Source organism: Mycobacterium sp. URHB0044 (assembly GCF_000620625.1).
Lineage (GTDB): Bacteria > Actinomycetota > Actinomycetes > Mycobacteriales > Mycobacteriaceae > Mycobacterium.
In genome coordinates this window covers 334,776-348,302 of sequence record NZ_JIAW01000005.1, presented here as the reverse complement: position 1 = coordinate 348,302, position 13,527 = coordinate 334,776, and the positions used below count along the sequence as shown (strand labels likewise).

The 13,527-nt window shown below is 67.3% G+C and carries 11 protein-coding genes; 8 read left to right on the top strand and 3 right to left on the bottom strand.

Annotated elements, in window-relative coordinates:
• The first annotated feature begins 38 nt into the window (after nucleotides 1-38).
• Nucleotides 39-533, top strand: coding sequence for a VOC family protein (locus N536_RS0113310; protein ID WP_029114052.1), 495 nt, complete (start codon nucleotides 39-41; stop codon nucleotides 531-533).
• Nucleotides 530-1,981, top strand: coding sequence for an FAD-binding protein (locus tag N536_RS0113305; protein ID WP_029114051.1), 1,452 nt, complete (start codon nucleotides 530-532; stop codon nucleotides 1,979-1,981). The genes N536_RS0113310 and N536_RS0113305 overlap by 4 nt, the downstream gene beginning before the upstream one ends.
• 3 nt (nucleotides 1,982-1,984) lie before the next feature.
• On the opposite strand, the gene N536_RS0113300 is transcribed toward N536_RS0113305, so the two are convergent.
• Genes N536_RS0113300 through N536_RS0113290 form a run of 3 tightly spaced genes read right to left on the bottom strand, consistent with a single transcriptional unit; the run spans nucleotide 1,985 to nucleotide 7,800 of the window.
• Nucleotides 1,985-3,898, bottom strand: a complete 1,914-nt coding sequence (locus tag N536_RS0113300) for an ABC transporter ATP-binding protein/permease (protein WP_029114050.1) — start codon at nucleotides 3,896-3,898, stop codon at nucleotides 1,985-1,987.
• A gap of 35 nt (nucleotides 3,899-3,933) precedes the next feature.
• Entirely contained in the window at nucleotides 3,934-5,847 is a 1,914-nt protein-coding gene (locus N536_RS0113295) for an ABC transporter ATP-binding protein/permease (protein ID WP_029114049.1), read from the bottom strand.
• Nucleotides 5,848-5,892: 45 nt separating this feature from the next.
• Nucleotides 5,893-7,800, bottom strand: coding sequence for an ABC transporter ATP-binding protein/permease (locus N536_RS0113290; RefSeq protein ID WP_029114048.1), 1,908 nt, complete (start codon nucleotides 7,798-7,800; stop codon nucleotides 5,893-5,895).
• Between the two features lie 130 nt (nucleotides 7,801-7,930).
• Between N536_RS0113290 and secA2 the strand changes: the two genes are divergently transcribed.
• From secA2 to gcvH, 6 genes are read left to right on the top strand one after another with little or no spacing between them, the layout of a single operon-like run.
• Nucleotides 7,931-10,264 (top strand): accessory Sec system translocase SecA2, encoded by a 2,334-nt coding sequence (secA2, locus tag N536_RS0113285; RefSeq protein ID WP_036436179.1) that lies wholly within the window; start codon nucleotides 7,931-7,933, stop codon nucleotides 10,262-10,264.
• A gap of 9 nt (nucleotides 10,265-10,273) precedes the next feature.
• Nucleotides 10,274-10,915 carry a CDP-alcohol phosphatidyltransferase family protein gene (locus N536_RS0113280; RefSeq protein ID WP_051574463.1) on the top strand — a complete coding sequence of 214 codons (642 nt, stop codon included), beginning with the start codon at nucleotides 10,274-10,276 and terminating at the stop codon, nucleotides 10,913-10,915.
• Nucleotides 10,908-11,822 carry a DUF881 domain-containing protein gene (locus N536_RS0113275; protein WP_029114045.1) on the top strand — a complete coding sequence of 305 codons (915 nt, stop codon included), beginning with the start codon at nucleotides 10,908-10,910 and terminating at the stop codon, nucleotides 11,820-11,822. The genes N536_RS0113280 and N536_RS0113275 overlap by 8 nt, the downstream gene beginning before the upstream one ends.
• Nucleotides 11,819-12,151, top strand: coding sequence for a small basic family protein (locus N536_RS0113270; protein ID WP_029114044.1), 333 nt, complete (start codon nucleotides 11,819-11,821; stop codon nucleotides 12,149-12,151). The genes N536_RS0113275 and N536_RS0113270 overlap by 4 nt, the downstream gene beginning before the upstream one ends.
• 1 nt (nucleotide 12,152) lies before the next feature.
• Nucleotides 12,153-12,974 carry a DUF881 domain-containing protein gene (locus N536_RS0113265; protein WP_029114043.1) on the top strand — a complete coding sequence of 274 codons (822 nt, stop codon included), beginning with the start codon at nucleotides 12,153-12,155 and terminating at the stop codon, nucleotides 12,972-12,974.
• A 35-nt stretch (nucleotides 12,975-13,009) separates the two neighbouring features.
• Nucleotides 13,010-13,405: a glycine cleavage system protein GcvH gene (gene gcvH / locus N536_RS0113260; RefSeq protein ID WP_029114042.1), complete on the top strand. Its 396-nt coding sequence runs from the start codon at nucleotides 13,010-13,012 to the stop codon at nucleotides 13,403-13,405.
• Nucleotides 13,406-13,527: the final 122 nt, after the last annotated feature.

Below are 13,527 nucleotides of genomic sequence, written 5' to 3'. Positions count from 1 at the left end.
TCTAGCCAGGGCGCCCCGCCACGGATATCCTCGAAGCGATGCATGCCCAGACACCTGTCCAGATTGCGTGGGTGACGCGGGACCTCGACGCCACCGAAAAGGCGCTGACCACGCTGTTGGGCGCCAAGAAGTGGGTGCGCATGCCGGGCATCCACTTCGGTCCCGACTCCTGCACGCTTCGCGGCAAGCCCGCCGACTTCATCGCCGACATCGCGCTCAGCTATGCCGGCGACATGCAACTCGAGCTCATCGCCCCGGTATCGGGCGAGAGCATCTACACCGAGTTCCTGGACGTCGCCGGGGAAGGCCTGCATCACGTCTGCGTGGAGGCCGAAACCGTCGCTGCATTCGATGCGGCCCTGCGCGACGCCGAGGAACGGGGCGCGCCCGTGGTCCAGCAGGGCACGATGCCCGGGGGAGTGCGGTTCGCGTACGTCTCCGCCGCTGGGGCCGGAGTGCCCTACGTCGAGATCACGCACATACCGGATGAGATCAAGGCGTTTTTCGACTACGTGAAACAGGAGCAACAGTGAGCACACGAGTTCCCGATGCCGTCGACGCCGCGGACGTGACGGACTGGTCCGACGAATTCGACGTCGTCGTCGTCGGCTTCGGCATCGCCGGTGGATGCGCGGCGGTCAGCGCCGCAGCAGCGGGCGCACGGGTGCTGGTGCTCGAACGCGCCGCCGCGGCCGGCGGTACGACGTCCATGGCGGGCGGGCACTTCTACCTGGGCGGCGGCACCGCCGTACAGCAGGCCACCGGCCACGAGGACAGCCCCGACGAGATGTACAAGTACCTCGTCGCCGTGTCCCGCGAGCCCGAACTCGACAAGATCCGCGCCTACGCGGACGGCAGCGTGGAGCACTTCAACTGGTTGGAGGACTTGGGCTTTCAGTTCGAGCGCAGCTACTACCCGGAGAAGGCGGTCATCCAGCCGAACACCGAAGGGCTGATGTTCACCGGCAACGAAAAGGTGTGGCCGTTCAAGAACCAGGCGGTGCCCGCCCCCCGCGGCCACAAGGTGCCAGTGCCCGGTGACACCGGCGGGGCAGGCATGGTCGTCGACCTGTTGCTCAAGCGCGCCCACGACCTCGGCGTGCAGGTCCGGTATGAAACCGGCGCCACCGCAATGATTCTCGACGACGGCGCCGTCGCCGGTGTCGCATGGAAGCACTTCGACGACACGGGCAGCATCCGCGCCAGGGCCGTCGTGATCGCCGCAGGCGGATTCGTCATGAATCCGGACATGGTCGCGCAGTACACCCCGAAGCTCGCCGAGAAGCCGTTCGTGCTGGGCAACACCTACGACGACGGATTGGGCATCCGCATGGGCGTATCGGCCGGCGGCGCCACCAAACACATGGACCAGGCCTTCATCACGGCCCCCGCGTATCCGCCGTCGATCCTGCTGACCGGGATCATCGTCAACAAGGACGGCCACCGGTTCGTCGCCGAGGACTCCTATCACTCCCGCACCTCCGGCTTCGTGATGGACCAACCGGACAGTGCGGCCTACCTCATCGTCGACGAGGACCATCTGGAGCGCCCGGAGATGCCGCTGGTGCCGCTCATCGACGGCTGGGAGACCGTCGAGGAGATGGAGGCAGCACTGGGCATTCCCGCCGGAAATTTGGTCGCGACGCTGAACTCCTACAACGAACACGCCGCCCGCGGCGAGGATCCCGAGTTCCACAAACAGCCGGAATTCCTTGCGCCGCAGGACAAGGGGCCGTGGGGTGCGTTCGACCTGAGCCTGGGCAAGGCGATGTATGCCGGGTTCACCGTCGGGGGGCTGGCCACCACGGTGGACGGCGAGGTGCTCCGCGAGGACGGCACCGTGATCCCCGGCCTGTACGCCGCGGGGGCCTGCGCGTCGAACATCGCCCAGGACGGCAAGGGCTATGCCAGCGGCACGCAGCTGGGCGAGGGGTCGTTCTTCGGCAGGCGCGCGGGCGAGCACGCAGCCGGGCGGCGCTGACGGCTACGGCTCGGCGACGGAAGCGGCCACGGACGTGAGCCGCCATTCACCGCCGCCGAACAGTTCCAACCGTCTGTCGTGGTGCTGCTCGACGGTGCCGCGGTGACTGACGCTGATCACCACGCAATCGGGCAACGCATCGCGCACCGTGCGGTACAGCGCGAACTCCTGACCCTCGTCGAGCGCGGAGGTGGACTCGTCGAGGAGTAGTGCGCGCGGTTTGATCAGCAGGACGCGTGCGAACGCGATGCGCTGTTGCTCGCCGGGCGACAAGACCTTCGACCAGTCGCCTGCCTCGTCGAGCCGCGACGCCAAGTGCCCGAGTGCCACCGATTCGAGGGCCGCCGCGATCTCCGCGTCGTCGAACTGGCCCGCAGCGCCGGGGTACGACACCACCGTGCGCAGGTCGCCCAGCGGAACGTAGGGCAGCTGTGACAGGAACAGCGAGTCGTTGCCCTCACTCGGGTAGTGGGCGGTCCCCGAGGCGAACGGCCACAGCTGGGCGAGGCTGCGCAGCAACGTGGTCTTGCCGGAACCGGACGGGCCCGTGATCACCAGCGAGTCGCCCGGCTCGAGGCGCACGTCGAGCGGGTCGATCAGGCGGTCACCGCCGGGGGTGCGCACCTCGACGTCGTCGAGCGTGACGGAGCCGTCTCGACTGGCCTTGACCACGAGTTGGTCTAGCGCCCTTGCCCTTTCGTTGGCGGTGAGGAGTCCGTCGAGGCGGATGATCGTGGCGCGGTAACTGGCGAACGAGTCGTACACCGCGCGGAAGAACGACAACGAACCCTGGACCGAGCGGAACGCGCTGGACGACTGGCTGACGTCGCCCAGATTGATCTCGCCCGCGAACAGCCGTGGTGCCTGGATGACGAGCGGCAACGGGTCGATGATCTGCGACATGGCCTTGTTCCAGCCGAGGAAGGCCACGCCGCGCCACACCAACCTGCGGTAGTTGGCGATGATCTTGGCGAATCGTTCTGCCAGCGCGACCCTTTCGACGCGCTCGCCGCGGTAGAACCCCACCGACTCGGCGGCATCGCGCACGCGCACCAGCGCGTACCGGAAGGCGGCGTTGGTCGCTTCGTTGCGGAAGCTCAACCGGATGATCGGGCGACCGATCCAGAACGACACCACCGTCGCCACGGCGACGTAGAGCAATACGATCCAGAACAGGGCCTTCGGCACGGTCAGCCCGAAGAAGGTCAAGGGGCCAGCCAGATTCCAGAGGATCGGCGCGAATGCCACCACCGACACGATCGAGTACACCGCCCCGAACAGCAGCGTGGTCGACGTGCCGACGGTCGGCGTGTTCGTCTCGGGCCCCGTCCCCGTGGTGAACACGTCGATGTCCTGCTGGATGCGCTGATCCGGGTTGTCGATCGGATCGTCGACGAAGCGGCCACGGTAGTAGGCGCGACCGTCGAGCCAGTCGCCGGTCAGCCGGTCCGTCAGCCACACCCGCCACCGAATGATGAAGAACTGCATCAGATACAGATCCAGCAGGGTTTGGACGAGGTACACGATGACGAGCAACGCGAAGACGACGATCGAGAACCAGAACCCGCGGATGCCCGAGTCCCGTACGGCGGCGTTGCCAGAACTCGCGCCTTCGAAGGCGACCTGCAGAGACGAGTACTGATCGTTGCCGTAGTAGCTGAACAGGACGTCCATCCGCACCGAGGACATCACCGAGAGCAGGAGCACGCCGAGCAGCAGCCACACCGGAATGCTTTGTCGCCCGGTGAAATATGCGCCGGTGATGCGCCAGTACTGACGGCCCCAGGTGGTGAACCGAGCGATCAGCGTCAGCACGGCGACGATCGACACGGCACTGATGGCCCAGGCCTTGGCGACCCAGATCAGCGACGCGACGACCTCGGTGCCCCAGTCCAGCGACGGGGTGAACATCTCCATGCGGGGAAGCTACGCCCGCACGGTCAATGGGGGTGCTAAACCGGGACGGACCGTTCTCCGACGTCGGTGAGTGCCCATTCGCCGCCGCCGAGCAGGTGCAGTTCCTTGGTGTGATGCTGCTCGACGGTCTTGCGGTGGCTCACGCTGACCAGAATCGTGTCCGGCAGCTCGGCCCGGACGAGTTGGTACAACGTCATCTCCAGGCCCTCGTCCAGGGCGGACGTCGACTCGTCGAGGAAGACGGCCTTGGGCTTGGTCAGCAGCAGCCGGGCGAACGCAATCCGCTGTTGCTCGCCGGGGGAGAGCACCTTGGCCCAGTCATCGACTTCGTCGAGGCGATCCACCAGATGCGGCAGCGCGACCTGGGTCAGTACGTCGCGCAGACGCTCATCGGTCAGCGTGCCGACCTCGCAGGGATACGACACCACGGTGCGCAGGTCACCGAGTGGCACGTACGGCATCTGCGACAGGAACATCGTCTCGTTGGGCCCGCACGGCCGGGTCAACGTGCCGGACGTGAACGGCCACAGCTCGGCGAGGCTGCGCAGCAGCGTGGTCTTGCCGCTGCCCGACTTGCCGGTGACGACCAGGGTGTCGCCGATCTCCAGGCGCATGTCGAGTGGGTTGACGAGTTGCTTGCCGTCGGGCGTGCGGACCTCGACGTCCTTCAGCTCCACCGTGCCGTCGACGCATGGCAGGACCGTCACCTCGGGCAGCGCCCTGCCCTCTTCGTTGGCGATGACCAGGCCGTGGAGACGGATGATCGCGGCGCGGTAGCCGGCGAACTGGTCGTAGGCGTTGCGGAAGAACGACAGCCCGTCCTGGATGTTGCCGAACGCCGATGAGGACTGTGACATGGCGCCGAGGGCAATCTCGCCGGCGTAGAACCGCGGGAACTGGAGCACGTAGGGCAGCGGCACGATGATCTGGGACAGCGACAGGTTCCAGCCGTAGAACCCGATCATCCGGTTGATGTAGCGCCGGTAGTTGCCGAGGACCGAGGCGAACCGGCTTCTCAGTCCCGTGCGCTCGGCGAGTTCGCCGCGGTAGAACGCCACTGCCTCCGACGCGTCACGCAACCGCACCAGTGCATAGCGGAACGCGGCGTTGAACTTCTCGTTGTTGAAGGCGAGCCAGATGATCGGCTTGCCGATCCAGAACGCGATGATCGACGCGAACACCACATAGCCGAGCCCGATCCAGAACATCGCCCTCGGCATGCTGACGCCGAACAGGGTGAGCGTGCCCGACAGGTTCCAGAGAATCGCGGTGAACGAAATCATCGAGGTGACCGCGGAGATGGCACCGAAGAGCAGCGTGCTGCCCGAGGTGTTGTTGGGGGCGTTGGGGAGTGGCCCGACGCCGGTGGTGAAGATGTCGATGTCGGTCTGGATGCGCTGATCCGGGTTGTCGATGGTGTCGTCGATGAAACGAGCGCGGTAGTAGGCCTTGCCGTCGAGCCAGTCCCCGGTGAGCCGGTCGGTGAGCCAGGCCCGCCATCTCAGCATGAACCGCTGCATCAGGAACAGGTCCAGCATGACGCGGCCGACGTAGATGGTGGCCAGCACGGCGAAGACCCGCATCGCCAGCCAGAAGCCGGCCTTCCCGGATTCCTTCACCGCTTGGTCGCCGTTGCCGAGGCCCGCCGCGATCACCTGGAAGCTGGTCATCATGTCGCTGCCGTAGTAGCTCAGCAGCACGTCGATGCGAACGCCGACGATGACCAGCACCAGGATCCCGGCCAGCCACAGCCAGACCTTGACGCTCTCGGGACCCTTGAAGTAATCCGCGGTGATCCGCCAGAACTGGCGGCCCCAGGTCGTCAACCGGGCGAGGAGCACGAGGATGACCAACGTGGATGCCGCAGCGATCGCCCACGCCTTCGCGACCCACCACAGCGATGCCCACAGCTCATTGCCCCAGTCGAGCGTCGGGGTGAACATTTCCATCCCGGCAAGGTACCCCCATCGGCCGCCGCGAGCCGTTCACAGGGGTCACCGCGCCGCGGCGAGCCGATCCAGGCGCCACTTGCCGTCGCCGAGCAGCTCCAGCTGTCGGTCGTGGTGCTGGTCGACGGTGTCGCGATGGCTCACGCTCACGACGATCGACTCGGGCAACTGGGCCCGGACGAGGCGGTAGAGCATCAGCTCCAGGCCCTCGTCCAGCGCGGAGGTGGACTCGTCGAGGAAGACGGCCTTGGGCTTGTTCAGCAGGATGCGCGCGAACGCGATGCGCTGTTGCTCGCCGACCGACAGCACCTTGGCCCAGTCCTTGACCTCGTTGATCCGGATGACCAGATGCGGCAGCGCGACCGCGAGCAGGGCGGTCTGTATCTCGTGGGTGCCGATGTCGGCTTCGAGGGACGGGTAGCTGACCACCGCCCGCAGATCGCCGAGCGGGAGGTAGGGCAATTGCGACAGGAACATGGTTTCGCGCTCGGCGATCGGATACCGGACCGTTCCCGAGGTGTAGGGCCACAGGCCGGCGACGCCGTGCAGCAGGATGGTCTTGCCGCTGCCCGACGGCCCCTTGATGACGAGGCTGTCGCCCGGGTCGAGGCGCACGTCGAGCGAGCGGACGAGGCTGTGCCCGTCGGGGGTGCGGACGTCGACGTTCTCGAGGCGAACCGCGTCACCTTCCGCGTCCTCGGCCGTCAGGCCCGGCAGGAGGCGGGCACGTTCGTTGGCGTCGACCAACCCGTCGAGGCGGATCAGCGCTGCCCGATAGCTTGCGAACGAGTCGTAGGCGTTGCGGAAGAACGACAGCGAGTCGTGGATCACGTGGAAGGCGGTCGCCGACTGCATCACGTCGCCGAAGGAGATCTGACTCGCGAAGAGCCGTTGCGCCTGGACGATGTAGGGCAGGGGGTTGATCGCCTGGCTCATCGAGAGGTTCCAGCCGAGGAACATCAGCATCTTGGTCAGCCACGTCCGGTAGTTCGCGACGACCGAGCCGAGCCTTTCGTTCAGCTGCGCGCGTTCGGCCCGTTCGCCGCGATAGAGGCCGACGGCGCTCGCGCCGTCCTTCATCCGGATCATTGCGTAGCGAAAACTGGCGTTGCGCAACTCATTCAGGAAGCTCAGCCGGATCAGGGGGCGGCCGATCCAGAACGCGACGATCGTCGCGGCGAGGACGTAGACGCCGACGATCCAGAACAGCGCCCGCGGCAAAGTCACGTCGAGGACCGTCAGCGGCCCGGACAGGTGCCACATGATCACACCGAACGACGCGACGCTGAGCACGGATTCGACGGCGCCGAACAGCAGGGTGCTCGAAGCACCGCGGGACGGCAGGTTCGGCTCGCCCATCACGGTCGTGACGATGTCGATGTCCTGCTGGATGCGCTGATCGGGATTGTCGATGGGTTCCTTCGCGAGCTGACCGCGGTAGTACGCGTGCCCGTCCAGCCAGTCGTCTATCAGCCTGCGGCTCAACCACACTCGCCACCGGATGATGAAGCGTTGGGTGAGGTAGAGGTCGAGGAGGAACCGCAGCACCGATACCGTCGCCAATATCGCGAAGATGCCCATCGACATCCAAAAGCCCTGAATGCCAGTGTCCTTCAGCGCCCCGTCGGAGGAGGCACTTCCCTCGAAGGCGATCTGCAACGCGGAGAACAGGTCGTTGGCGTAGTAGCTGAGTAGGACGCTGATCCGGACGGACACGACCGCCGACACCAGCAGAACCGCCAAGACGATCCATACCGGCAGGCTCGTCCGCCCGACGAAGTACTGCCCGGTGATGCGCCAGAACTGGCGTCCCCACCGGGTGAACCGGCCGAGGATGACCAGAAGGACGAGCACGCAGACCGCGGAGATGGCGGAGCTGGTCAGCACCCACAGCGTCGAGTTGGCGAGTTCGTGGCTCCAGTCGATCGACGGCCTGAACCGGTCCGAATCCATCCGACGAGACTCCTCTGGGCGTCCGCGTACACCGCTTGGGCAGAAGCTACCGTGGCCGGGCCGTCGCCACGAGCATTGACGCGGCGGACACCGAGCCATTCACCCCCGGCGGGCCGCGTACCTTGAACCTGTGTCCAAGACCGCGTCCAAGAGTAAGAAACGCGCGCCCAACCGGCTGAGCAACCGGTTCTGGAAGCTGCTCGGCGCCAGCACCGACAAGGATCAGGCCCAGTCGATGGGCCAGGTGCGTGCCGCCGCCGACTTCGACGACAAGGCCGCAGGCCTCGACGACGAGCAACTGCGCAAGGCCGCCAAGCTGCTCAACCTGGAAGATCTGGCCGACGCGTCCGACATCCCGCAGTTCCTGGCGATCGCCCGTGAGGCGTCCGAACGCGCAACGACGTTGCGACCGTTCGACGTTCAGCTGCTCGGCGCGCTGCGGATGCTGGCAGGCGACGTCGTCGAGATGGCGACCGGTGAGGGCAAGACGCTGGCCGGTGCCATCGCCGCCGCGGGGTACGCCATCGCGGGCCGCAGCGTGCACGTCATCTCCGTCAACGACTACCTGGCCCGCCGCGACGCCGAATGGATGGGGCCGCTGCTCGAGGCCATGGGCCTCACCGTCGGCTGGATCACCGAGGATTCGACGCCCGACGAGCGCCGGGCCGCCTACGCCTGCGACGTCACGTACGCCTCGGTCAACGAGATCGGCTTCGACGTGCTGCGTGACCAGCTGGTCACCGACGTCGACGATCTGGTGTCGCCCGAACCCGACGTCGCGTTGATCGACGAGGCCGACTCGGTGCTCGTCGACGAAGCGCTGGTGCCGCTGGTGCTGGCAGGCACGACGCACCGCGAGCAGCCCCGGGTGGAGGTCATCCGGCTGGTCGGCGAGCTCATCGCGGGCAAGGATTACGACACCGACTCCGACCGCCGCAACGTGCACCTCACCGACGCCGGTGCCCGCAAGCTCGAGGCAAAGCTCGGCGTCGACCTGTACTCCGAGGAGCACGTCAGCACCACCCTCACCGAGGTCAACGTCGCCCTGCACGCGCACGTGCTGCTGCAGCGCGACGTGCACTACATCGTCCGCAACGACGCCGTGCAGCTGATCAACTCGTCGCGCGGCCGGATCGCCCAGCTGCAGCGCTGGCCGGACGGACTGCAGGCGGCCGTGGAGGCCAAGGAGGGCATCGAGACCACCGAGACCGGCGAGGTCCTCGACACCATCACCGTGCAGGCGCTGATCAACCGCTACCCAACGGTGTGCGGCATGACCGGCACAGCGTTGGCGGCGGGCGAGCAGCTGCGCCAGTTCTACAAGCTCGGCGTCTCGCCGATTCCGCCGAACACGCCGAACATCCGCGAGGACGAGGCCGACCGCGTGTACATCACCGCGGCGGCCAAGAACGACGCCGTCGTCGAGCACATCACGGCGGTGCACCAGACCGGTCAGCCCGTGCTGGTCGGCACGCGCGACGTCGCCGAGTCCGAGGAACTGCACGAGCGGCTGGTCAAGGCCGGCGTCCCCGCGGTCGTGCTGAACGCGAAGAACGACGCGGAGGAAGCCGAGGTGATCGCCGAGGCAGGCAAGCTGCGCGCCGTCACCGTGTCGACCCAGATGGCAGGCCGCGGCACCGACATTCGCCTCGGCGGCTCCGACGAGGCCGATCACGATGCGGTCGCCGAGCTCGGCGGGCTGCACGTCATCGGCACGGGGCGCCACCACACCGAACGCCTCGACAACCAGCTGCGCGGCCGCGCAGGCCGGCAGGGCGATCCCGGCTCGTCGGTGTTCTTCTCCAGCTGGGAAGACGACGTCGTGGTCGCTCACCTGGAACCGCAGAAGCTGCCGCTGGAGACCGACGACGACGGCCGGATCACCAACGACCGGGCCGCTCAGCTCCTCGAACACGCGCAGCGCGTCGCTGAGGGCAAGCTGCTCGACGTACACGCCAACACGTGGCGCTACAACCAACTCGTCGCCCAGCAGCGCGCGATCATCTCCGAACGCCGCGAGCACCTGTTGCGCACCGCGACGGCGAGCGAGGAACTGGCCGAACGCTCACCGAAGCGCTACGAGGAGCTGCTCGACGAGATCGGCGAGGAGCGGCTGGAGAAGATTTGCCGGCTGATCATGCTGTATCACCTGGATCGCGGGTGGGCCGATCACCAGGCGTACCTGTCCGACATCCGGGAGAGCATCCATCTGCGGGCACTGGGCAGGCAGAACCCGCTCGACGAGTTCCACCGGATGGCGGTCGATGCGTTCGGCTCACTGGCGGCCGACGCCATCGAGGCGGCGCAGCAGACCTTCGAGACCGCCAACGTCCTCGAGGACGAGCCGGGGCTGGATCTGTCGAAGCTGGCCCGCCCGACTTCCACGTGGACGTACATGATTCACGACAATCCGCTGGCAGACGACACCATGTCGGCGCTGAGCCTGCCCGGGGTGTTCCGCTAGGTTCAACGCATGGAGCCTGACCCGGAGTTCGGGGTCTCCCCGCGTGTGCGGGAGAGCGCAGCGGGTGAGCGGGTGGGCGACCGGATCCTGACCATCCCGAACGCGCTCAGCGTGCTGCGGCTGATCTTGGTGCCGGTGTTCCTCTACCTGCTGCTCGTCGTGCACGCCGATGCGTTGGCCGTGGCGGTGCTGATGTTCAGCGGCTTCTCCGACTGGGCGGACGGCAAGATCGCCCGGCTGGTGGACAACCAGTCGTCGCGGCTGGGCGCGCTGCTCGACCCTGCCGTCGATCGCATCTACATGGTCACCATCCCGGTGGCATTGGCCATCGACGGCATCGTGCCCTGGTGGATCGTGGCGACCCTGCTGGGTCGCGACGCCGTACTGGCGGCGACGCTGCCCGTGCTCCGCAGCCGCGGACTTACGGCGCTGCCCGTGACCTACATCGGCAAGGCCGCGACGTTCGCGTTGATGTCCGGGCTGCCGTTGATCCTGCTCGGTCAGTGGGACGCCTTGTGGAGCCGCGTCATCCTTGCCATCGGCTGGGCGTTCCTGATCTGGGGGATGGCCATGTATCTGTGGTCGGCCGTGCTGTACCTGATGCAGGTCGCCCTGGTGGTGCGTCGCCTGCCGAGGCGGGCCCATGGGTGACGACGAACGCGCGCTCGGCGGGTACAGCCCGGAGGCCGGGCGCAACGCGCACGAGGCGCAGGCGCCGACGTTGATTCCCGTGCCGTCGCTGCTGCGCGCGCTGCTGTCCGAACACCTCGACACCGGTTACGCCGCGGCCGCAGCGCGCCGTACGGCGGGCAAGACCCGCGGGCGGTGGTCGGAGTGGAGTTGGCAGCTGCTGGCCGGGGCGGCCGTCGCCGCGGTGTTCGCCACCGCAGCCGCCCAGGCACAGACGGTGGCGCCCGCAACGCGCGAAACCCAGCAGGTGTTGGCCGACGGGGTGCGCTCCGCCGAAGGCGCCACGGCCGCTGCCACGGCGCGACGCAACGATCTGGCGTCGACGGTCGAAGTGGAACGGCGCAGCCGGCTCGAGGGCGACGAGCAGGGTAGGGAACTGCTCGCCAGTCTCGACGCCGTCGAGTTCGCTGCGGCGGCGACCCCGGTCCGAGGTCCCGGGTTGACCGTGACGGTCACCGAACCCGGCGCCGCCCGCGACCTCACCGACGTGTCCAAGCAGCGCGTCGCAGGCAGCCCGCAGGTGATCCTGGACCGCGATCTGCAGCTGGTGGTCAACGCGCTGTGGGTCAGCGGAGCGGAGGCCGTCGCCGTCGGTGGCGTGAGGATCGGGCCGAACGTGACGATCAGGCAGGCCGGTGGTGGGATCCTGGTCGACAATCAACCCATCACCAGTCCGTACGCCGTGCTCGCCATCGGGCCACCCCACGGGATGCACGACGTGTTCGAGAACAGTCCCGCGCTGCAGCGGCTTCGACTCCTGGAGACCTCCTACGGAGTCGGGGTCAACGTCAGCGAGAGCGACGGGCTCAGCGTCCCGGCCGGCCCGGTTCGAGACGTCAACTTCGCCAAGCAGATCGGGCCCTCGTGATCGGAATCGCCGCGCTCATCATCGGAATCGTGCTGGGGTTGGTGTTCCATCCCAGCGTGCCCGAGGTGATCCAGCCGTATCTGCCGATCGCCGTGGTGGCCGCGCTCGACGCCGTGTTCGGCGGGCTGCGCGCCTACCTGGAACGGATCTTCGACGCGAAGGTCTTCGTGGTGTCGTTCGTCTTCAACGTGTTGGTCGCGGCCATCATCGTGTTCGTCGGAGACCAGCTCGGGGTCGGCACGCAGTTGTCCACCGCGATCATCGTGGTGCTCGGAATCCGCATCTTCGGCAACGCCGCGGCGCTGCGGCGCAGGCTGTTCGGAGCGTGACGTGAGCGATCACGGTGCGCACGAGCACGAAGAACATCACGGCAGGCACGAGCTGCCGCCCGACGAACCTGCGCGGCCCATCGGCGACCTGCGGCCCAACGGCATCGCGGGACTGACGCGGCGCGGCCGGTCCCAACTGATGTTCGGCGGGCTCGCCATCCTGCTGTGCATCGTGCTGGGCATCGCCATCGTCACGCAGGTCCGCCAGACCGAGTCCGGCGACTCGCTGGAGACCGCGCGGCCCGCCGACCTCCTGGTGCTGCTGGATTCGCTGCAACAGCGCGAAGCGGCCCTCAACACCGAGGTGGCCGACCTGCAACGCACGCTGGCGGCGCTGCAGGCCTCGGGTAGCGACGACCAGGCCGCGATCGAGAACGCCAGGGCCCGGCTGGCAGCGTTGTCCATCTTGATCGGCACCGTTGCCGCGACTGGTCCGGGCGTCACGCTCGCGATCGGCGATACCGCGCCCGGCGTGTCGCCGGAGACCATGCTCGACGTGATCAACGAGTTGCGGGCCGCGGGGGCGGAGGCGATGGAGATCCGTGGCTCCGGAGGGCAACCGACGGTTCGCGTCGGCGTCGATACCTGGGTGGTCGGCCAGGCGGGTGCGCTCGACGTCGACGGCACCACGATGAACCCCCCGTATTCGGTTCTGGCGATTGGCGATCCAGCGACATTGGCCGCCGCGATGAACATCCCCGGCGGGGCGATGGACAGCATCGAGCGGGTCGGCGGCACAATGGCCGTACAGCAGGCCGACGCCGTTAACGTGACCGCCTTGCGGCAACCCAAACCCCGCCAATACGCTCAGCCCGGCAATTGAGCCGACCCGCGCGAGCCGGACAACCAAGGAGCACCGTGAGCGAGATTCCGTCCGACCTGTACTACACGCCGGAGCACGAGTGGGTGAGTCCCACCGGTCCCGACACGGTCCGGGTCGGCATCACCGACTACGCGCAAGCCGCGCTCGGTGACGTCGTGTACATCGACCTGCCGGCGGTCGGCACCGAACTGACGGCGGGCGCCGAGTTCGGGAACGTGGAGTCGACCAAGTCGACGTCCGAACTGTATGCGCCGATCACCGCGAAAGTCGTTGCGGTGAACGAGGATCTCGTCGACTCTCCCGAGCACATCAACGCCGAGCCGTACGGCGCGGGCTGGATCATCGATCTGCAGGTCGACGCGGCGAGTCTGGCCGACGCCCTGGAGGGTCTGCTGGACGCCGACGGATACCGCGCCACACTCGACGAATGAGAAAAACCGGCGGTGGTGAACACATCCGCATGTGCCGCGCGGTACGGTCGTCACAGACGCATGACGGCCTGCAGGTGACGGGCCGGCCGGCCAGATATCGCCACAGCAGCCAGTTAGGAGCA

Bases quoted from the DNA above. Each gene is read 5' to 3' on its own strand.
- N536_RS0113310 (WP_029114052.1), top strand. From the start codon at position 39: ATGCATGCCCAGACACCTGTCCAGATTGCGTGGGTGACGCGGGACCTC.
- N536_RS0113300 (WP_029114050.1), bottom strand. From the start codon at position 3,898: ATGGAGATGTTCACCCCGTCGCTGGACTGGGGCACCGAGGTCGTCGCG.
- N536_RS0113295 (WP_029114049.1), bottom strand. From the start codon at position 5,847: ATGGAAATGTTCACCCCGACGCTCGACTGGGGCAATGAGCTGTGGGCA.
- N536_RS0113290 (WP_029114048.1), bottom strand. From the start codon at position 7,800: ATGGATTCGGACCGGTTCAGGCCGTCGATCGACTGGAGCCACGAACTC.
- N536_RS0113280 (WP_051574463.1), top strand. From the start codon at position 10,274: ATGGAGCCTGACCCGGAGTTCGGGGTCTCCCCGCGTGTGCGGGAGAGC.
- N536_RS0113275 (WP_029114045.1), top strand. From the start codon at position 10,908: ATGGGTGACGACGAACGCGCGCTCGGCGGGTACAGCCCGGAGGCCGGG.